We start from the raw sequence: 18,238 nt of genomic DNA, 5'->3' as shown, positions 1-18,238 counted from the left end.
TGGACTACGGTGCTCCGGTGACCGCGCCACCCATCGACCCACCCGAGACCGCCACCGCGGCCGTGGTCGACGGTGGGCCGCCCGCCGACCCGGCTGCCACCGGCTTCACGGTGCGGCTGGCCAACTTCACCGGCCCGTTCGACCTGCTGCTGCAACTGATCGGCAAGCACAAGCTCGACGTCACCGAGGTGGCCCTGCACACGGTCACCGACGAGTTCATCGCCTACATCAGGGCGATGGGCGACAACTGGGACCTGGACGAGGCCAGTGAGTTCCTGCTCATCGCCGCGACCCTGCTCGACCTGAAGGCGGCCCGCCTGCTGCCCGCCGCCGAGGTCGAGGACGAGGACGACCTCGCCCTGCTGGAAGCCCGGGACCTGCTCTTCGCCCGACTGTTGCAGTACAAGGCGTACAAGGAGGCGGCGGCCCACATCGCCGAGCTGGAGGCCGTCGGCGGCCGACGGTACCCGCGCGCGGTCAGCCTGGAACCCCGTTACGCCGAGGCGTTGCCCGACCTGGTGCTCGGCATCGGCCCGCAGCGGCTGCTGAAACTGGCCGTGAAGGCGATGACCCCGAAGCCGGTGCCGGAGGTGTCCATCGCCCACGTGCACATGGTCCGGGTCAGCGTCCGGGAACACGCGGCCATCCTCACCGCGCGACTGCGCCGGGCCGGCACGGCCACCTTCTCGCTGCTCTGCGCCGACTGCGAGGCGACCCTGGAGGTGGTGGCCCGGTTCCTCGCGCTGCTGGAGCTGTACCGGGAGGGCCTGGTGTCGTTCGTGCAGGAGCAGGCCCTGGAGGAGCTGACAGTGCGCTGGACCGGCCCGGCCGACGGCGACACCGAGCTGCACGTCGACGAGTACGCCGGCACCCCGGCCGACGACCCGGAGCCGACGGGGGCCACGGTTGCGCCAGCGGCGGGTGGGCCTGAAACGGTGCGGGTCGCGCCTGAGCCGGTGGGCGCTGCGCCCGGGTCGGTGGGGGGAGGCCGACGGGCCGGACGGGACGGAGACGACGGAGGGTGCGCGGGATGAGTGACGAGGAACGCCGGGACTCGCTGGCCGACCAGGCCGCCGCCTGGGTGCCCCCGTGGGCCCGCCCGCGCCCGCCCGCCACTGACCCGTCCGCGCCGCCGGACGAGCCGGCCGCGGACACCGACGAACCCGGAGCGGCACCGGCCCTACCGGACGCCGAATCCGCCGCCGGTCCCGGCGAGCCGGACCTGGGCCCGGCTGAGCCAGACCCGCACGGGGTGGCCTCGGACGAGGTGGACGCTGCGGCGACCGAGGTCGGTGCGGTGACGCCGCCCACGGCCGGGCCGGACCTCGGCGCGGTGACGGAGGACACGGCGGGGGAGTCGGGCGCGGCGGGGGACGTACCCCGACGGCAGTCGGCGGGGCGGCGGCGGGCGACGGCCGCGCCGGAGCCCGCGCCCGAACTGTCCGACGCCGAGCTGCGCGGCGCGTTGGAGGCGATCCTGCTGGTCGTCGACGAGCCGGTCAGCGAGCTGGTGCTGGCCCAGGTGCTGGACCAGCCCGCCGAGCGGGTCGGGCCGATGCTCGACGAGATCGCCGCCGGCTACACCACGGCCGGGCACGGGTTCGAGCTGCGCCGGGCGGCCGGCGGGTGGCGGCTGTACACCCGGCCGGAATACGCTACGTACGTTGAGCGGTTCGTGCTGGACGGGCAGTCCGTGCGGCTGACCCAGGCGGCGCTGGAGACGCTCGCCGTGGTCGCCTACAAGCAGCCGGTGACCCGTTCGCGAATCTCAGCCATCCGGGGTGTGAACTGCGACGGGGTCATCCGTACGCTGGTCACCCGTGGCCTCGTCGAGGAGTGCGGCACCGAACAGGACAGCGGGGCGTTCCTCTACCGGACCACCACGTTGTTCCTGGAGAAGCTCGGGCTGAACACCGTCGACGAGCTGCCGCCCCTCGCACCCTTCCTGCCCGACGACGTAGAAGAGCTTGCTGATGCGACCCGATAACCGTGTCCCCAAACCCGACGCCCCCGTGTTCGAGGGGGCTGAGCGCCTGCAGAAGGTGCTCGCCGCCGCCGGCGTGGGTTCCCGGCGCGCCTGCGAAGACCTGATCTTCCGCCGCCGGGTCACGGTGGACGGGCGGGTCGCCAAGCTCGGCGACAAGGTCGACCCGGCCAAGGCCGTGATCCACGTCGACGGAGAGCGCCTCCAGGTCGACACCCGACTGGTCTACGTGGCGATGAACAAGCCGCGCGGGGTGGTCACCACCATGGCGGACGACAAGGGCCGCAACGAGCTGGCCGACTTCATCGGCAGGCGGCTGGACCAGCGGGTGTACCACGTCGGGCGGCTCGACGCGGACAGCGAGGGCCTGCTGCTGCTCACCAACGACGGCACCCTCGCGCACAAGCTCATGCACCCCTCGTACCAGGTGCTGAAGACCTACCTCGCCGAGGTCGTCGGGCCGATCCCGCGCAACCTGAGCAAGCGGCTCCTCGCGGGCGTCGAGCTGGAGGACGGGCCGGTCACTGTCGACTCGTTCAAGGTGGTCGGCACCCTGGGCAAAAGCGCCCAGGTGGAGCTGAGCCTGCACGAAGGGCGCAAGCACATCGTCCGGCGGTTGATGGACGAGGTCGGGCACCCGGTCACCCGTCTGGTGCGTACCTCCATCGGCCCGATCCGGTTGGGCGACCTGCGCACCGGGCGTCTGCGGCGCCTGACCAACGCGGAGGTCGCGGCCCTGTTCCACGCGGTGGGTGACTGACCCCGAAGTTCGGGGTACGGCAGCCGGTAGGCTCCACCGACGGCCGAGGCGCGGTCGCCCGGGTGGCGTGAATCGCCTCCGGCGGCGTCGCGCGCGGGTTCGCCAGACGACCCGGGCATGATTGATGACGATTGACAACCGCTTGCGGCGCCAGCTCACCGGGCGATCGTGAGGTACGGGCTGAGGAGGACACGGTGGAGGAAAACGTACGGTTCGGGCGATGTGTGGTCGCTGTGGACGGGCCGTCCGGTTCGGGGAAGTCAACCGTGTCGCGGCGGCTCGCCGCCGCCCTCGGTGCGCGCTACCTGGACACCGGGGCGATGTACCGGGCGATCACGTGGGCCGTGCTGCGCTCCGGCGTGGACCTCACCGACGCGGCGTCGGTGGCGAAGGTCGCCGGCGAGGTCGACCTGCGCATCGGCACCGACCCGCAGGGGTACGGCGTGACCGTCGACGGGGCCGGCGTGGACGCGGAGATCCGTGGCGCCGAGGTGACCGGAGCGGTCTCCGCCGTCGCCGCCGTACCGGCTGTTCGTGAGCTGCTCGTCCGCCGGCAGCGTGAGATGATCGCCAACGCCGGTCGGATGGTGGTCGAGGGCCGCGACATCGGCTCGGTCGTGGCCCCGGACGCCGACCTGAAGGTCTTCCTGACCGCCTCCGAGGCGGCCCGTGCGGCCCGGCGCAGCGCCGAGGACGCCGCCGACGTGGCGGCCACGGCCGCCGACCTGGCGCGGCGGGACCGCCTCGACTCGACCCGCAAGGTCAACCCGCTGGCCCAGGCGCCCGACGCGGTGGTGCTGGACACCACCGAGCTGGGCATCGACGAGGTCGTGGCGCGGATGCGCGACCTGCTCACCGAGCGGGGCGTGGCATGAGTATCGCGGTCGTGTCTCATGACGGTCCGGAGCGAAGCGGAGGAGCGGCATGAGCGAGGGTTCCTGGGTGGAGCTGCGCGAGCCCGACGTCGCCGTCGAGGAGCCGAGCGGCCCGCAGCCGGTGGTGGCCGTGGTCGGCCGCCCCAACGTCGGCAAGTCGACGCTGGTCAACCGGATCATCGGTCGCCGGCAGGCGGTCGTCGAGGACGTTCCCGGCGTGACCCGCGACCGGGTCCCGTACGACGCGCAGTGGAACGGCCGGGCGTTCACGGTGGTGGACACCGGCGGTTGGGAGCCGGACGCCAAGGACCGTGCGGCGGCCATCGCGGCGCAGGCCGAGACGGCTGTCGTCACCGCCGATGTGGTGCTCTTCGTGGTCGACGCGATGGTGGGCTCCACCGACGTCGACGAGGCCGCGGTGAAGATGCTGCGGCGCAGCGCCAAGCCGGTGATCCTGGTGGCCAACAAGGCCGACAACAACTCCATCGAGATGGAGGCCACCTCGCTGTGGTCGCTCGGTCTCGGTGAGCCGTTCCCGGTGTCCGCGCTGCACGGACGCGGCTCCGGCGACCTGCTGGACGCCATCCTCGCCGCGCTGCCGGAGGCACCGGCGATCGTGGAGAACCGTCCGCGGGGGCCGCGCCGGGTAGCGCTGGTCGGTCGGCCGAACGTGGGCAAGTCCAGCCTGCTCAACCGGTTCTCCGGTGAGGAGCGGGCGGTCGTCGACTCGGTGGCGGGCACCACTGTGGACCCGGTGGACAGCCTGGTCGAGATCGGCGGTCAGACCTGGCAACTGGTGGACACCGCCGGGCTGCGCAAGCGGGTCGGCAAGGCCAGCGGCACCGAGTACTACGCCAGCCTGCGTACCGCCGGCGCGATCGAGGCCGCCGAGGTGGCCGTGGTGCTGCTGGACTCCAGCGAACCCATCAGCGAGCAGGACCAGCGGATCCTGTCGATGGTGACCGAGTCGGGCCGGGCGCTGGTCATCGCGTTCAACAAGTGGGACCTGGTCGACGCCGACCGTCGGTACTACCTGGACAAGGAGATCGACCGGGAGCTGCGCCGCATCCCCTGGGCGATTCGACTGAACCTGTCGGCGATGACCGGCCGTGCCGTCGACAAGCTGGCCCCCGCCCTGAACAAGGCGTTGGCCAGCTGGGAAACCCGCGTACCGACCGCGCACCTCAACCAGTGGCTGACCGCGCTGGTGCAGGCCACCCCGCACCCGGTGCGTGGTGGACGGGCGCCGCGCATCCTGTTCGCGACGCAGGCCGGTGTGGCGCCGCCACGGTTCGTGCTCTTCACCACCGGCCCGCTGGACGCCGGCTACCAGCGGTTCGTCGAGCGCAAGCTCCGCGAGGAATTCGGGTACGAGGGCAGCCCGATCGAGATCTCGGTCCGCCCGCGCAAGAAGCTCGGCCCTGGCGGCCGAGGCAAGGCGCACGGCTGACCCCGTCCAGTTCTCCCTGAAAAATGCCGGATGGGCCCCGCCCATCCGGCATTTTCCTGCCCACCCACCACCCCACCCTCCTAGGACGCTGTAGGGGTTGTGGCGTGGGTCGCCTGCCCCGCAACGCTGGTGGGGCCTGTGCGGGAGACCCGGGACTGCTGCGCTAAGCTGTACCGGCTGCCGCGGGGGAAACCACGCGGGGGCGGGACGTGGCGCAGCTTGGTAGCGCACTTGACTGGGGGTCAAGGGGTCGTCGGTTCGAATCCGGCCGTCCCGACAGCACGAAAAGAGGCCGTCGACCGGGATATTCTCCCTGGTCAACGGCCTCTAATTCGTACTGGAACAGTAGGGGTTTGCTGATCTAGACGGCGCGTAGCTGGGGACCACTTGGGGACCTGCGAGCCTTCAAGTGAGCGCTGAGGGCTGTTCCAGCATCTGCGATCGACTGCCGGTCGGGGTGCAGGTATCGCTGTGTTGTGGTCAGTGACCCGTGACCGGCGATCTTCCGCAGCACGTGCACCGGTACCCCGGCATCGGCCATCCAAGTCAGCCCCGTGTGCCGCAGATCGTGCCGGCGCAGATGTTCGTAGCCCAGCTTCGTTACCACCTCATCCCAATGGGTCGCGTCCCGCAGAACGGCAGTGCTGATCCGTCCGCCGCGCGGCCCGGTGAACAGTCGAGAGTGCGGCTCGGCAACCGAGTCCAGGCGGCGAGCGACGATCGGTCGCACCTCTTCGATCAGTGGCACCATGCGGGCACGCTTTCCCTTGGTGCCTTTGTCGATTAGGCCACCGGGGCCGGGCGTGGTCTGCCGGCGCACGGTCCACATCCACGTTTCCCGGTCGATGTCCTCGGCGCGGACGCCGGAAACCTCGCCGATACGGGCGGCTGTGCACGCGGCGAAAATCGTCACGTCGCCCCAACCGGGGAACCCGTTCGTGGACCGATCGACCAGTGCGGCGGCGAGCCGTGTCAGGGCTTCCCAGTGGGGCAGAGCCAGAGTGCGCGGGTTGTCCAACTCGTCTTCTGCCCGCTGGTATTCGCGCTGCCACCCGGTGACCTGAGCGGGGTTTCGCGCAATGATGCCGTCCCGTACGGCCTGTTGCATTACTCGGGCCAGCACGGCAAGGCTGTTCTTGACCGTCGATCGGCTGCACTCGTCGGCGATCCACCCATGGACGGCCCGATCTACCGCACCGTTGGTAATCATGCGAATCGGAATGTGCCCGAGAGCCGGCACCACCCGCTTACGCCAGCCGGCAAGATACGGGTCTAGCGTCTTCCGCTCCAGGCCGCGCAGCGCCAGCGTCATCACGCTCTCGCCGTATTCGGCCAGTCGCTTCGTTGCCGCGAGCGGGTCGACGCCTCCTTGCGCTGCGCTGACCATTGCGTCGATCCATGCTTGCGCCTCTTCCGGTGTCGCCACCGACGTTGACTTGGACAGGCGGCGCTTGGTTGTTGGGTCGACCCACCGGACCCGCGCCCGGTAGGGGCGCTCCCGACCTGCTCGCATCTCCACGTCGGAGGCGAGATGCACGCCGATCGGCGGTTGCTGCGGAGGGGTCATTAGGCCGCCTTCGGATGGACCCGGCGGGCGGAAAGCCACCGTTCTACGTCGGCCGTCGCGTACTTCACCACGCGGTCGGAAATCTGGATGAACGGCGGACCCTGCAAGGGTGGGACGGTACGCCACCGCCGGATGGTCGACGGGTCGACGTCGAGCAGTTCGGCAAGTTCCTCAGTGGACATGAATAGCTTGGGCGAAAGCCGGATAGTGCCGTCCCTTTCCGTGGGGACGTGCCTTTCTGGTGTGGGATTCTGCGTCACGAGTCGCACGGTGAGGGCCTTTCGGTCGATGCTGGTCGTTTGTAGAGGGTCGGGGTGGCGATGCGGCAGAGAGGCGTAGGGCGGGCCGCTGAGAGCGCCGTAGACGCAAGATCGGGCGGGGTTGGGGTAAGGCATAGGGCCGAAGCGGCTGTGGGGCTCTCAGTGGGCCGCGTTCGTGGTCCGTCGCGGCCGATCGGTTGTGCTGCGTCAGAGCGGCTGAACCATCTCCGCATCTCCGCATCTCCGCAAACATGCCTGTGAGCTGGGCAAATGCTTGCGGAGATAGAGCGGGGTGGTGAGGGGTCATCTCCGCAAAGAGCCGGGATCTCCGCAGTTGGTTGCGGAGATGCGGAGATCGATGATCCTCTCTGGTCTGATCTCCGCAGGGTGTTTCCCCTGGTGGTAGGGGGTCGGTGCGGCGTTGCGGAGATGCGGAGATGGTTCAGCGGGTTTCACCCCTCGTGGCGTTCGACCCAGAACACGGACCGGTCGCCTCGGTCGTTGCGGCCGGCGCGGATGACGTGTTCACCGCGCCACCGACCGGCCTGCCCGGTGAGCAGTCGCCCGAGTTGCAGGGGGTTGGGTAGCCGGCCGTTGTGGGTGGTGATGAACTGCCCATCCCACGGGTCGCTGATGTCGCTGCCGAGGTGCATCGGCTCGCCGTCTTGCCGCAGTTCGGCGGCGGTCATCGCACGGCCGCCGTGGCGGTCGTGCCAGCAAGTGAGGAACGCGCGCCAGCGTGTTTCGTCTTCATCGATCTCTCGAATGTCGGCCGCGTTGGTCAGGAATCCGTCGATGCCGTGATGGGCCAGGAACCCGCCGAGGGCTTGTGCCCACGGCGTGAACTGCCGCATCGACAACCCGCTCACTCGGGGTGCACCCCGCCGCGTCCAGTCGAGCACCAGCACCAACAGGTGCCACAGCACCGTGAGTTGGTTCGCCGGGTCGGTGATCCACTGGTCGAGGTGCGGGATGCCGAATCCGCGTTGGTCGCGCAGTTCGGGGCGGGGCATGTCCGGGTCGAGGCGAACCCGCACCGTGCGGGACGCCATGTCCCCGCCGACCTGGAGGTTGTTGCCGGTGGCCATCCACAGCCGGTCGTTGACCGTGGCGACGTTGCGCGACGCGCCTAACTGGCGGTCTGACCAGACGCCGGAGGTGACGAGTTGGGCGAGTACGGCGGAGTCGATGACGGTTCCCTCGGCCAGGTTGTCCCAGATCACCACACCGACCTGTTCGGCCAGCACCGCCGTGATGGACTTGCGTAGCTCTTCGTCCGAGTAGGCCCAGGTCATGACGCGCTGGCCATAGAGCATCCCCGGCCCGGCGGTGAGGATCGTCTTACCACTGGATGGCATGGTGGCGTCGATCAGCGCGAACGGCGTGAGGGAGCGGGTGAAGTGCCGCAGGATCGGCGTGGCCAGCAGCGCCACGTAGTTGGCCCGGTCAGCCGCGGATGCCCACGGGAAGTCCCGCAGGAACCGATCGAGTAGGAACGTTCGCGCTTCGTCGACTTGCGCCGGGGTCGGTTCGTCTGGCACCGGGGGAAGCGCCACCTTGGATGCGAGGTAGAGGCCGGTCGCCGGGTCGTAGCCGGGCTGCTGCAACAGGGTGCCGTCGCGGCGCAGCACCGGGGCACCGATGATCCCGCGCAGCGGCGGCACGCCCGGCCACGTCTTCCCAGCTAAGACCGACGACAGGATGTCCCGGGGCGGGGTCACCTCGTCTTCGTAGACCTCGGGATCTCCGGTGTCGCTCTTGCGGGTCTTGAGCCGATACACGTAGGCGTGCTCGGCCAACAGCCCGGCCAGCCCGGCAGGGTTGACCATGCTGGCCGACACCGGCAGCGGGGAGTCCTCATCGGCGGCGGTGGCCAGCCCACCGGACACGGCTTCCATGTGCACGAGGGAACCGGCGGACACGTAGGTGTCGGGGAGCAGCCCGTCGACCAGCGCCGCTTTGAGCACGCGGATCGTTTCGGGGCCGGACCCGATCTGCAACCGAGTCATGCCGCCGCCCTCCCCACCCCGGCGAGGGTGCGCGGGTTGTTCGCCCCGGTCCGCAACCCCGATGCGATCGTGCGGGCAACTTCCCCGGCGGGCAGGCCGAGCGACAGTGCGGCCGGTTGCAACACGGCGGTCACGTCGGCGTCGGTGAGCGCACCTCCGGCGGCGAGCTGCCCGAGCGCCACCGCCGAGGCGAACAGGGCGTGATTGCGCTGCCCCTCCGGGGCGGCGGTGAGGTGGTCGACCTGCCGGCGAATCGCTGCCGCGAGGTACGCGCCGCGCCGGTCCGGCGGCAGCGCCACCGAGGCGGGCCGGTGCGCGGGCCGGTGGGCGGGAGTGAGCAGCCCGGCCACCCACGCGGGCAGCGGCGCGGGGTCGCAGTCCAACGCCACCGCGTACGGGTGGCCGGCGGCGGTGCTTGCGGCGCCCACCACGTAGCCGCCGTGCGCGCGGGTGTCGACCTTCCATCCCAGGCCGCCCCGGTCGCCGGTGGTGTTGCGCAACGCCGTGCCGGTGGGGTGGCGGTAGTAGAGGTGACTGCCGCCGCTGGCCGTGGTCACGGTGTACGTGGCGTCGATCCCGCCGTGCCGGGCGGCGAGGGTGGCGAACACGTCCAGGCCGTCACACGCCCCGGCCCACTGTGGGGGCGGGGTGTCGTCGGCGTGCTTGGGCACGTCGAGGTCGACCACGACCAGCCCGGACGGGCCGCAGGCAATGCCGATGCCGTAGGGGCGGGTCGACCATGCCCGGCGGATGCGCGCGGGGTCGGTGGTGGCGCGTTCCTCCCATCCGACGTGACGGCCGGCGGCGCGGCAGCGCAGGTCGGTGCGGGGGCAGTGCTCGGCGGTGCAGCGGTTCGGGAACGCTGGCCGCTTGGCGTTGTCCGGGTCGTTGGGTCGGTCGTCGGGACGCAGGGGAAAGACGTGCCAGCCGCGCGCAGCGTGTGCGAGCGCGGCGGTCAACAGGTCGGGCATGGGATCTCCCAAAGGTTCGGGGGAATCGGGTCAGGCCGGGCGGCGGGCGGCGCGGGCGGCCGTGAGGTCGATCAGCGCGCCGCCGGAGGTGTCCGGGGTGCCGGTGGGCCGCCGCCGGTCGGCGGTGATGGTCAGGCGTAGATAGAGCCGGTAGCGGCTGGCGTCGGCACCGGTCAGCGGCCGGCGGGTGCCGTGCTGCGTGAGGTGCCCGGCGTCGACCAGCGCGGCCATGGCGGCGTCCAGCTCGGCCGGCGTGCCGGCAAGCCACACCTCCAACCCGGACAACCGGGCGTCACGCGGACTTGGGCCATCCCGGCGCGAGGTTGGCATCAGCTGGCCCGCCTCGGTCGGGGACGGGCGGTGATCGCGGCGCGGGTGACGGCGTGCCGTAGGTCGCCGAGCAGCCCGGCCAACTGCCGGCGCGCGGCCACCTCGGTCGGGGCGAGCGCGACCCTGACGCGCACCTCGGCGTGCTCCCGGCCGGCGGCGGTGCGCACCCGCACCAGGACGGCGCGGGAGCGGCCGGCGACGTCGACCACGATCTCGTCGGAGCGGTGTTCGCCGAGGTTGCAGCGGTGGTCTTTGCCGCACCAGTCGGTGTGCCCGTCGCGGGTGCGGCGGTTCATCGGTTCGCCTCTGCGCGTAGCCGGTGGAAGTGGTTGTAGACGCGTCGGCCGGTGCGCAGCCGGTGGCCTCGGTCGCAGCGCCGACAGGCACGCGGGCGGCGCAGGACGCGGGTGGTGATGCGGCCGGTGCCGGCGCACCGCTGGCAGGTCTTGACGGGCTTGACCCAACACAGCCCGGCGTAACCGAACGTGATCAGGGCGGGGATCGCGGCGAGGACGATAGCGGCGGTCAGGTGGGGGTTCACAAGTGCCTCCCGGGCCGGATTTTGGGTGCGAACGGCCGTGAGCTGCTATCTGCTAGGTCGCAGCTCATGATTCGGATCGGGTGCTAGCGAGGGTGCTAGCGCTAGCAGGACGGGCCGCTAGCGCTAGCACCCTCGCGGCGGTTAGCCGGCGGACCGCTTCCGGTCACGCTCCGCGATCGCGGCGAGCACGTCGGGGTGCTTGATGCCGCGCCGGGTGGTGGCCTTGCCGTCGATGCGCCGCCCGACGTCGCCGACCTTCACGAGGGGGTGGGGCTTGAGCGCGGTGGTGAGCTGGGCGGCCTCCCACCCGCCGTACACGTCGGGTCGCAGCTCGGCCAGCAGCGCGCACAGCGTCTCGTTCCACACGGCCTTCTCATCGCCCGGCCACACCCGCGCCAGGTCGCCGAGGACGTCGGCGACCGGGGCCACGTCGCGGGTCTGCTCGTCCAGCTTCGGCAGCGTCCCGGCCGTGGTCCGCAGCGCTACCGCGCGGGCGACGATGCGGGCGGCGGCGGTGGTGTCGACGTAGAACGACCGCACCGCCGACGCCTTCGGGCCGAAGCCGCGCAGGATGCCCCACCCGGCCTCAGCCACCGGCTGAAACACGGTCGCCCGGTAGCCGTTCTTGTACGCCGACGTCCCGAGGATCATGTCGTTGGCCGTCTGGTCCGCCACGGAGAGGCAGAACCGGGAGTTGACGTTGCGGGTGATGCCGGTCGGCAGGCTGTCCTTGTCGGGGATCTGCGTGCCGATCAGGATGATCACCCCGAGCGCCCGGCCGAGCTTGATGACCTTTTCCAGGATGTCTCCGGCGTCTTTGCCGTACTTGCTGGTCATCAGCTCTTGCAGCTCATCGAACCACGCCACGAGGGGGTGAAGCCCGGACCCCTTGAGCGACGCCAGTTCCGGCGTGACCTTGTTCTCGGGTGCCTTGCCCAACCTCGCGTAGTGCTCGATGCGCTTCGACCGGCGGCGGCACTCCTCGTACAGCCACTCAATGAAGGCGAAGCAGCGGGCGAGGGTGTCGTCATCAAAGCCGTTGCCGTACTCGGCCATGACCGGCTCAAGGACGGCGAAGTCACCGACACCCTTCAACTCGTACCCGCGAATCTCGGTGCGGGCGTCGAGGGCGGCGGCCAGGATCAGATCCCGCAGCGCGAACGTCTTCCCGGACCCGGGCTGCCCGCCGAAGAGGTAGTTGCGGAACATCAGGTCCACCGCAACCGTGTCCAGGCGCGGGGTGGTGGCGAACGGGAACGCCTTGAACACGTCCACCTTCGCCGACTCCGACAGCAGCGGCCACGCGGGTTGCTTCATCTGCGACGCCGGCTCATACCCGACCCACAACGCCAGTCGCCCGGTGTGGCCGGGTGCGGGTTCGGGCCACACCTGATCCAGCGGCAGCCGCATCGCCGACGCGAGTCGGCCGCGCCGGGCGACCACCTCGGCGGCCTCCACCCCATAGGGCAGGTCGACCACGGCCAGGTGCCCGGGGCCGTCGCGGTGAATGTCGACGGGGAAGCTGATCGCCTTCGGGTCCTTGGCAACCGCCGAGTTGATCGCCGACAGTTGCAGCGACGTCAGCGCCCGGCGGACCAGCTCGGCGGTGAGCTTGCGGTAGCGGGTGCCCTCGGTAACCCGGTCGGTGAGCGGCTTGTCCGCCGGTCGGCCGAGCGTCGCCAGCAGCGGCACCACCACCGCCAGGGCAACCCACCGCCACCACGGCGGACCGACCGACAGGACGATCGCCCCGGTCACGGTCGCGCCGACACCGGCGGCGAGCACCCACCACCGCCACACGCTTTGGCGCTGCCGGCGGGCATCAAGCTTGAGCCACACGTCCGCCTCACCCCGGGTCGCGGCGGCCTGCCGCAGGTGCCAGTTACCCTCCTCGGCGCTGGCCCAGTGCACCGCCCGGCCGAGGCCGCGGAACAGGCCAACCGGTGCCCACACAGCGGTTTTCGCCGCGTACTTCGGCAGCCGCACCGCGTGGTAAGCGGTGACGTAACCGGCATCCTTGCTCTGGTGCCGCGCCGCCGCGCGCAGACCGCGCCACGAACGCGCCCACTCGGCCAGGATCGGCCGACGCTCCCGCTGCCGGGCCGACACCTCCGGCGGGATGTCCTCAGCCGCGTCGACCAACCCGCCAACCCGCTCCGGCCCGTCGTCGACCGTCTCGGCGTCCTCGGTGCCGTCGTCCTCGGCGGTGGTGTCGTCCGCCTCGGCCGGCGGGCGGGGGCGCGGCACCCGCCGGGCGCGGGCGTCGTCCAGGTCGACCACCTCGGCATCCGGGCCGGTGGTCGGTTCGGTCAGGTCGTTCTCGGCGGCCTGCCAGTCGAAACGGTCGCCAGGCTCGTTAATCGGGGCGCTCATCGGGACTCCTTCCCGGTGCGGATGACAGCGATCGGGGCGCACAACCGGCCGTAGGCGTCGATCTGCCACGGCGTGGTGCGGATCAGGCCACGCGCGGCGAGCGCGGCAGCTACGGCGGTGAACTCCCGCTCATCGGGCCGGTCGTACTCCTGCATCCGAAGCGGCAGGTCGACCCACTCGGTGCCCTGGTTGTAGTCGATAAGCAGGATGTAGCCGCCGCACGCAGCGGCGGTGATCGTGGCGCGCAGCGGCGTACCGAGCCAGATCGGCCGGCGGGGCCTCAGCCGGGCTGCCGCTTTCCGCAGCGCCCGCAGGGGTGACAACATCAGTGACCTCTCCTTGATGTCTGCAAGACGGATGGGGTGAGACCGGCGGCACGGCATCGGTTTCCAGGCCAGGGGCCGTGCCGCCGGGCGGAACTAGTCGTGCGTACGCACCAGGTGCGCCAGCGCCGCGCCCATGCCGAGCACCGCCACCGGCAGGCAGGCAACGGCGGTGGTGATCCACCACGGGGCCGAGGTGACCCCGGCGGCCTCCAACAGGTGGTAGGCGACCTGCCCGAGCGCGCCGATAGCGAGGGAGCCGAGGGCGGACCACTTGGCGAACCGGCGTGCCCGCTCGGGCACCCGCCCGGACAGCCACACGTACAGGGCGTACGCGCCGTACGTCTCCACCCCGATCGGCAGGGTGATCGCCGAGTTGATGGAGAAGCTGTCCCAGATGCCCGGGAGCGGGTGCACGATGCCGAACCCGGTGAGTCCGCCCAACCCGACCCAGCCGGACCAGATAGCGACGAACGCGGGCAGGGCCAGCAGCACCACCGGCCACACCACCGCCGACCGGGCCGGCGCGGGAGGGGCGGGCGTGTCCGGGCGACTGACCGGCGCGACCTCGGCCGGCGGCGTCGGCGGCGTGATCTCCGGCGCGGGCGTCGGGTCCGGTACGACCGGCGGCGCGGGCTCGGGTGCGGCCGGGGCGGGTGCCGGGTCCGGGGTGGCTGCCTCGGTGGTGTCGGCCGGCGGTGCGGCGGGGGTGGTCTTGAGCAGTGCGAGCAGTTCGCCGGCCTTCGGTGCGCCGATGCGGAACTCCCGCATGAGCCGGTTGCGCGACGGGAAGACCTCCCCGTCCGGCAGGTCCAGCGCGCGGGCCGCCGGAAGCAGGTCTTCGATGGGTTGGGGGTAGCGGGTGCCGTTGATGGTGGGGGCGGTCATGCTGCGTCCTCCTGGGGGAAGGCGCACGCGAGGCATTCGCCCAGCGAGCGCGGGATGAAGTACGGCCGCACCTGGTGGCAGGTGCGGCAGGTCCGGCGGGCCGTGAGTGCCTTGCCGATGGCGGTGCGTTGCGCGGGGGTCGCGGTGCGCTTCGGCGCGGCGAGGTCGACCCGGTAGAGGTACGCGGTGCGGGTGCCGCCGACCCCTTGCCAGAGCACCTGAGCGGCGACGGGTTGACCACCGGGGCGCAGGCCGGCGGCGGTCAGTTGACGGCGGGTGGCGTAGCCGGGCGGGGCACCCTTCCACCAATAGGTCGGGATGCCGTACCGCGTGCCGTCCGGGTCGTGGAAGGCGGCGCGGGTGCGCGACATCAGGCCGCGCGGCGCGGGTCGGTGCGGGTCGCGGTGTCGGTGGCGGCGCGGGTGACGCGGGCCTCGGCCCGGCGCAGCCGACGCCAGTCCAGCGCGGTCGGTCCGCCGTGGTCCTCGGCGTAGATGAGCGTGATCTCGGCGTCCAACAGGTCCAGTTCGGCCGCGATCAGCGGCCACTCCCTGTCGATCGCGGCCAGGTCGGCGGCCGTCGGTCCGGCGGTGACGGGGGCAAGGTGCGTACGCACGGGGGAACCTCCGGTAAGTCGATGGGTGTGGCTGCGCGGGCAAGGGTCAGCCGCGCCGCCACGCCAATTCGGGATATGAGCTGCACGGACCTTGGCCGTGCGTGGCGACCTTTTCGGGGAGGTGCGGCCCCATTGAGTTGTCAGGGAAACGGCCAGACACGACGGGCTCGTGGGCGCGCAGCGAGGTGGCTGCCTTCCCCGGCTTCCCGGCGGCTGGATGGCTGATTTCAGCGCTAAAATTAGCGCTGAAGTTGTGCGATGTCAACGAGGTGCGGGGGACTAGGATCAGCGGATCAAGCAGTCAGACAGGGAGGCATCGGGTGGAGGATTGGCAGGCTGTGGCCAGCGCAATCAACGGCCGGATGGCCGATTTGCCGCTGTCACAGCAGGAGTTGGCGGAGCGGTCCAAGGTGTCGGTTGCCACCCTGCGTGAGCTGCAAAAGGCGACCGCGACCCGGAAGCGGTCGCAGCGCACTCTCGCCGCGATCTCGCAGGCTCTCGGCTGGCCGGACGACTACCTTCATGCCGTGCTGACCGGGGCCACACCGCCCAACAGCGGCGGGGGAGTAGGGCGGGCGGACAGTTCGTCGCTGGTACTCGCGCGGCTGGACCAACTGCACGCCGAGGTGCGGCGGCTCGCGGATGCCGTAGAGCGGATGGGTGTCGATGTCGGTCATGGCGATAAGGACACCAGTTCCGAACGCGCACCCGAACGCCGTTCACCAGCCGGGTAAACGCCGTCGACTAGGCATCGACTAGGCGCGGTTGCGCGTCAGCGGGTGTCTACGCCAGCAAAGGAGGGGCCGTCGTGCCTGCTCACGCCAGGGATGCCACCCCGAATCTCGCCCTGTACAACCTCCGCGACGCTGCGGGCGAGACTCAGCAGGACGTGGCGGATGGGTTGAACCGCCTGGGAGCGGCGCGCGGGAAGAGACTGGCTGTGACCGCCAATCAGGTCAGCAGGTGGGAGCGAGGGATCACGTATCCGTCTGCGCTCTACCGGCAGCTTCTTGCCGAGCACTTCGGCGTATCTGTGCAGGATCTTGGACTCACTAGGCAGCGCGTCACGCCCAGGCAGCGCGACAGTCCAAAGAACGATTCCGGAGGTTTCGCGATCTACCAAGATCCGGTGTCTCACCCACAGGCCGAAAACAGCCAGGAAGAGTGGCGAGCGGTCCGGCGGAAGCTGAACGCTCACCGTGTGCAGCTTGCACGCGAGGCGGCACGCCTTTACGACGTAGACCAGCGGGTAGGTGACAGCGGCTTGATTGCGGCGCCGCAATGGTTGCCGTCGACCCCGATCGAGTTGGCACGGTTCGGAATTGGGCTTGCCCCGGAGGGAACCGCGCCCCTTGTCACTGGGACCGAGGACGCGTCGGCCGGCGTACGGCCGCTGGCGTCGGACGGGCGGCGGCACCAGCGCTACAGCTTCGCCCTGCGGGATGTTGAACAGCCGCGGCTCTTTGAGAACCGGCTCGCGTGGCACCTCGCGGGAGTCGACTGGAGCCAGCCCGACAATGCGCTCACCTTCACCACCGGCACGTACTTCGGCGGTGTCGATGTCTCGGAAGCGCTTGCACACGAAATGGCGATGTACCACGTAGCCGGCGACGGAAGCGGCATCCTGCCGGCATCCTGGCGACACCTGAGCTTCCGGCGGCTCGTGGGCGACCCGTTCACGCCCAGCCGCCGACCGACAGCGCCGTCAACCGACACGCTCACCCTGCGGGTAGACGACGACGGAGCGTCCTTCGTGCTGCACAACCGCGCAGCTGGCAACGTCGCCGTAGCCGGGGGAATGCTGCACATCATGCCGGCGGGCGTGTTCCAGCCATCGAGCGTCCTGCCCGCCGCCCAGGTGGCCGACTTCGACCTGTGGCGCAACATGATGCGGGAGTACAGCGAGGAATTCCTTGGCAGTGCCGAGCACGGCGGCGACGGCGAGCCGGCGGACTACAGCGCGGAACCGCTGGCGGCGTTCGACCGGGCGTATGCGTCCGGCGGGGTGCGGGTGTTCTGTCTCGGCGTCGCGCTCGACGCACTCACCCTGTGGGGCGAGATTCTGACCGTCGCCGTGTTTGACGGTCCCACCTATGACCACCTGTTCGCCGACATGGTCGACTCCAACGCTGAGGGAACCGTGGTCAAGACCGGGCGGGTACGGCCAACCTCGGCGTTGCCGTTCACCCGGCACACCATCGACGAACTGACCGCCAGCGGGCGGCTGGCACCGGCGGCGGCCGGATGCCTTGAACTCGCGTGGGAACACCGCCGCACGATCCTGGGGAGAAGCTGACGTGCACGTACTGGTAACTGGTGGCCTGGGATTTCTCGGCCGCGCCGTAGCCCGCGACCTGCTTGCCGCCGGGGACCGGGTCACGGTCATGACCCGGGGTTGCGGTGACCGCACCGCCCCGTCAGGGGTCGAGTTGGTGACGGGAGACATCCGGGACCGTGCGCGAGTCTCCGAGATCGTCCAAGAGAGCGGGTACGACGGAGTCGTACACCTTGCGGCGCTGACCAGCGGACGGGACTCGTTCGCTGACCCGCTGGGCTACTTCGACGTCAACGCGACCGGCACCCTGAATTTGCTTATGGCCCTGGACGCCGCACGGACGAGCACCGCGCCGGCCTCTCTGGTCTTCGCGTCCACCAACATCGTCTATGGGTCGCAGCACCAAGGCGCACTGTCCGAAGACCTCGATCCGCACCCCGAGAGCCCGTACGCGGCGTCCAAGGTCGCGGCTGAGCACATGGTCGCGGCGTACGCGGCGACAGGAGCAATCGGCGCGGTCATCCTCCGGCCCTTCAACATCGCTGGGGCCGTCGACGGCGTTACCGACACCGACCGCGCACGGATCATCCCGAACGTGTTCCGCGCGATCACCGGAGAACTCGACCACGTAACCCTCAATGGCGACGGGGCGGCAGTGCGGGACTTCGTGCATGTGGCCGATGTTGCTGCCGCAGTCCGGCTTGCCCTGGCCGTCTGCAAGCCAGGTGCCAGCCAGACCATCAACCTTGGCTCAGGCATCGGAACGAGCATGGCCACCGTGGTAGCCACCGCCGAACAGGTCACCGGCCGCCCGGTGACCGTCCACCGTCAACCGCCCAAGCCCGAACCGCCGGAGCTTGTCGCCGACGTCAGCCGCGCGCAGACCAGTCTTAGGTGGACCCCAGCAAGGTCGAAGCTGAGTGAAATCCTTGCGGACGCATGGGAGGCATGGCCGCGAGGCTAGGTCCTACCCGCCGTGTCAGGCCCATTCGGGGCGACGTAACCCGTGAGCGCGA

General features: G+C 70.6%; 20 protein-coding genes and 1 tRNA gene. 9 read left to right on the top strand and 12 right to left on the bottom strand.

Features of this window, described 5'->3' with window-relative positions:
- The first annotated feature begins 17 nt into the window (after positions 1 to 17).
- The 6 genes from QCZ28_RS30435 to QCZ28_RS30410 all read left to right on the top strand — a co-directional run bounded on the left by QCZ28_RS30435 (position 18) and on the right by QCZ28_RS30410 (position 5,346).
- Complete coding sequence (locus QCZ28_RS30435) at positions 18 to 1,034, top strand: segregation/condensation protein A (protein WP_279519838.1); 1,017 nt, start codon at positions 18 to 20, stop codon at positions 1,032 to 1,034.
- Positions 1,031 to 1,987: an SMC-Scp complex subunit ScpB gene (gene scpB / locus QCZ28_RS30430; protein WP_279519837.1), complete on the top strand. Its 957-nt coding sequence runs from the start codon at positions 1,031 to 1,033 to the stop codon at positions 1,985 to 1,987. Before QCZ28_RS30435 ends, scpB begins: the two co-directional genes overlap by 4 nt.
- Positions 1,974 to 2,744 (top strand): pseudouridine synthase, encoded by a 771-nt coding sequence (locus QCZ28_RS30425; RefSeq protein ID WP_030334874.1) that lies wholly within the window; start codon positions 1,974 to 1,976, stop codon positions 2,742 to 2,744. Before scpB ends, QCZ28_RS30425 begins: the two co-directional genes overlap by 14 nt.
- A 194-nt stretch (positions 2,745 to 2,938) precedes the next feature.
- Complete coding sequence (cmk, locus tag QCZ28_RS30420; RefSeq protein ID WP_279519836.1) at positions 2,939 to 3,619, top strand: (d)CMP kinase; 681 nt, start codon at positions 2,939 to 2,941, stop codon at positions 3,617 to 3,619.
- A gap of 49 nt (positions 3,620 to 3,668) precedes the next feature.
- Positions 3,669 to 5,069, top strand: coding sequence for a ribosome biogenesis GTPase Der (gene der / locus QCZ28_RS30415; protein WP_030334870.1), 1,401 nt, complete (start codon positions 3,669 to 3,671; stop codon positions 5,067 to 5,069).
- Positions 5,070 to 5,272: 203 nt separating this feature from the next.
- Positions 5,273 to 5,346 (top strand) — tRNA-Pro (locus QCZ28_RS30410).
- A gap of 84 nt (positions 5,347 to 5,430) precedes the next feature.
- Here the strand turns inward: QCZ28_RS30410 and QCZ28_RS30405 are convergent.
- From QCZ28_RS30405 to QCZ28_RS30350, 12 genes are all read right to left on the bottom strand, one after another.
- A complete protein-coding gene (locus tag QCZ28_RS30405; protein ID WP_279519835.1) occupies positions 5,431 to 6,636 on the bottom strand; it encodes a site-specific integrase in 1,206 nt (401 codons plus the stop codon).
- A complete protein-coding gene (locus QCZ28_RS30400; RefSeq protein ID WP_347815141.1) occupies positions 6,636 to 6,818 on the bottom strand; it encodes a helix-turn-helix domain-containing protein in 183 nt (60 codons plus the stop codon). Before QCZ28_RS30400 ends, QCZ28_RS30405 begins: the two co-directional genes overlap by 1 nt.
- 530 nt (positions 6,819 to 7,348) lie before the next feature.
- Complete coding sequence (locus QCZ28_RS30395; RefSeq protein WP_279519833.1) at positions 7,349 to 8,905, bottom strand: hypothetical protein; 1,557 nt, start codon at positions 8,903 to 8,905, stop codon at positions 7,349 to 7,351.
- Positions 8,902 to 9,876 (bottom strand): bifunctional DNA primase/polymerase, encoded by a 975-nt coding sequence (locus QCZ28_RS30390; RefSeq protein WP_279519832.1) that lies wholly within the window; start codon positions 9,874 to 9,876, stop codon positions 8,902 to 8,904. The genes QCZ28_RS30395 and QCZ28_RS30390 overlap by 4 nt, the downstream gene beginning before the upstream one ends.
- A 30-nt stretch (positions 9,877 to 9,906) precedes the next feature.
- Positions 9,907 to 10,206, bottom strand: coding sequence for a hypothetical protein (locus QCZ28_RS30385; protein ID WP_279519831.1), 300 nt, complete (start codon positions 10,204 to 10,206; stop codon positions 9,907 to 9,909).
- Positions 10,206 to 10,502: a hypothetical protein gene (locus QCZ28_RS30380; protein WP_279519830.1), complete on the bottom strand. Its 297-nt coding sequence runs from the start codon at positions 10,500 to 10,502 to the stop codon at positions 10,206 to 10,208. The genes QCZ28_RS30385 and QCZ28_RS30380 overlap by 1 nt, the downstream gene beginning before the upstream one ends.
- Positions 10,499 to 10,747 carry a hypothetical protein gene (locus QCZ28_RS30375; protein ID WP_279519829.1) on the bottom strand — a complete coding sequence of 83 codons (249 nt, stop codon included), beginning with the start codon at positions 10,745 to 10,747 and terminating at the stop codon, positions 10,499 to 10,501. The genes QCZ28_RS30380 and QCZ28_RS30375 overlap by 4 nt, the downstream gene beginning before the upstream one ends.
- A 141-nt stretch (positions 10,748 to 10,888) precedes the next feature.
- Positions 10,889 to 13,120, bottom strand: a complete 2,232-nt coding sequence (locus QCZ28_RS30370) for a cell division protein FtsK (RefSeq protein WP_279519828.1) — start codon at positions 13,118 to 13,120, stop codon at positions 10,889 to 10,891.
- Entirely contained in the window at positions 13,117 to 13,446 is a 330-nt protein-coding gene (locus tag QCZ28_RS30365; protein ID WP_279519827.1) for a hypothetical protein, read from the bottom strand. Before QCZ28_RS30365 ends, QCZ28_RS30370 begins: the two co-directional genes overlap by 4 nt.
- Before the next feature lie 93 nt (positions 13,447 to 13,539).
- On the bottom strand, positions 13,540 to 14,331 hold the full coding sequence (locus tag QCZ28_RS30360; protein ID WP_279519826.1) for an ABC transporter permease: 792 nt from the start codon (positions 14,329 to 14,331) through the stop codon (positions 13,540 to 13,542).
- Positions 14,328 to 14,702, bottom strand: a complete 375-nt coding sequence (locus QCZ28_RS30355; RefSeq protein ID WP_279519825.1) for an RRQRL motif-containing zinc-binding protein — start codon at positions 14,700 to 14,702, stop codon at positions 14,328 to 14,330. Before QCZ28_RS30355 ends, QCZ28_RS30360 begins: the two co-directional genes overlap by 4 nt.
- Positions 14,702 to 14,947, bottom strand: a complete 246-nt coding sequence (locus QCZ28_RS30350; protein WP_279519824.1) for a DUF6284 family protein — start codon at positions 14,945 to 14,947, stop codon at positions 14,702 to 14,704. The genes QCZ28_RS30355 and QCZ28_RS30350 overlap by 1 nt, the downstream gene beginning before the upstream one ends.
- Before the next feature lie 320 nt (positions 14,948 to 15,267).
- Here QCZ28_RS30350 and QCZ28_RS30345 point away from each other — a divergent pair, with 320 nt between their 5' ends.
- From QCZ28_RS30345 to QCZ28_RS30335, 3 genes are all read left to right on the top strand, one after another.
- Positions 15,268 to 15,681, top strand: coding sequence for a helix-turn-helix transcriptional regulator (locus QCZ28_RS30345; protein WP_279519823.1), 414 nt, complete (start codon positions 15,268 to 15,270; stop codon positions 15,679 to 15,681).
- Between the two features lie 74 nt (positions 15,682 to 15,755).
- Positions 15,756 to 17,243, top strand: coding sequence for a helix-turn-helix transcriptional regulator (locus QCZ28_RS30340; RefSeq protein ID WP_279519822.1), 1,488 nt, complete (start codon positions 15,756 to 15,758; stop codon positions 17,241 to 17,243).
- Position 17,244: 1 nt separating this feature from the next.
- Positions 17,245 to 18,186 (top strand): NAD-dependent epimerase/dehydratase family protein, encoded by a 942-nt coding sequence (locus QCZ28_RS30335; protein WP_279519821.1) that lies wholly within the window; start codon positions 17,245 to 17,247, stop codon positions 18,184 to 18,186.
- The last annotated feature ends 52 nt before the right edge of the window (positions 18,187 to 18,238 follow it).

The organism is Micromonospora sp. DH14, assembly GCF_029809455.1.
GTDB classification, from domain to species: domain Bacteria; phylum Actinomycetota; class Actinomycetes; order Mycobacteriales; family Micromonosporaceae; genus Micromonospora; species Micromonospora parva.
Note: the sequence above shows the minus strand (reverse complement) of the source record. Positions and strands in the feature narration are given on the sequence as shown.

Coding starts and splice junctions, on each gene's coding strand:
- scpB (WP_279519837.1), top strand. CDS start 1,031: ATGAGTGACGAGGAACGCCGGGACTCGCTGGCCGACCAGGCCGCCGCC.
- QCZ28_RS30425 (WP_030334874.1), top strand. CDS start 1,974: ATGCGACCCGATAACCGTGTCCCCAAACCCGACGCCCCCGTGTTCGAG.
- der (WP_030334870.1), top strand. CDS start 3,669: ATGAGCGAGGGTTCCTGGGTGGAGCTGCGCGAGCCCGACGTCGCCGTC.
- QCZ28_RS30405 (WP_279519835.1), bottom strand. CDS start 6,636: ATGACCCCTCCGCAGCAACCGCCGATCGGCGTGCATCTCGCCTCCGAC.
- QCZ28_RS30400 (WP_347815141.1), bottom strand. CDS start 6,818: ATGTCCACTGAGGAACTTGCCGAACTGCTCGACGTCGACCCGTCGACC.
- QCZ28_RS30395 (WP_279519833.1), bottom strand. CDS start 8,905: ATGACTCGGTTGCAGATCGGGTCCGGCCCCGAAACGATCCGCGTGCTC.
- QCZ28_RS30390 (WP_279519832.1), bottom strand. CDS start 9,876: ATGCCCGACCTGTTGACCGCCGCGCTCGCACACGCTGCGCGCGGCTGG.
- QCZ28_RS30385 (WP_279519831.1), bottom strand. CDS start 10,206: ATGCCAACCTCGCGCCGGGATGGCCCAAGTCCGCGTGACGCCCGGTTG.
- QCZ28_RS30380 (WP_279519830.1), bottom strand. CDS start 10,502: ATGAACCGCCGCACCCGCGACGGGCACACCGACTGGTGCGGCAAAGAC.
- QCZ28_RS30370 (WP_279519828.1), bottom strand. CDS start 13,120: ATGAGCGCCCCGATTAACGAGCCTGGCGACCGTTTCGACTGGCAGGCC.
- QCZ28_RS30365 (WP_279519827.1), bottom strand. CDS start 13,446: ATGTTGTCACCCCTGCGGGCGCTGCGGAAAGCGGCAGCCCGGCTGAGG.
- QCZ28_RS30360 (WP_279519826.1), bottom strand. CDS start 14,331: ATGACCGCCCCCACCATCAACGGCACCCGCTACCCCCAACCCATCGAA.
- QCZ28_RS30355 (WP_279519825.1), bottom strand. CDS start 14,702: ATGTCGCGCACCCGCGCCGCCTTCCACGACCCGGACGGCACGCGGTAC.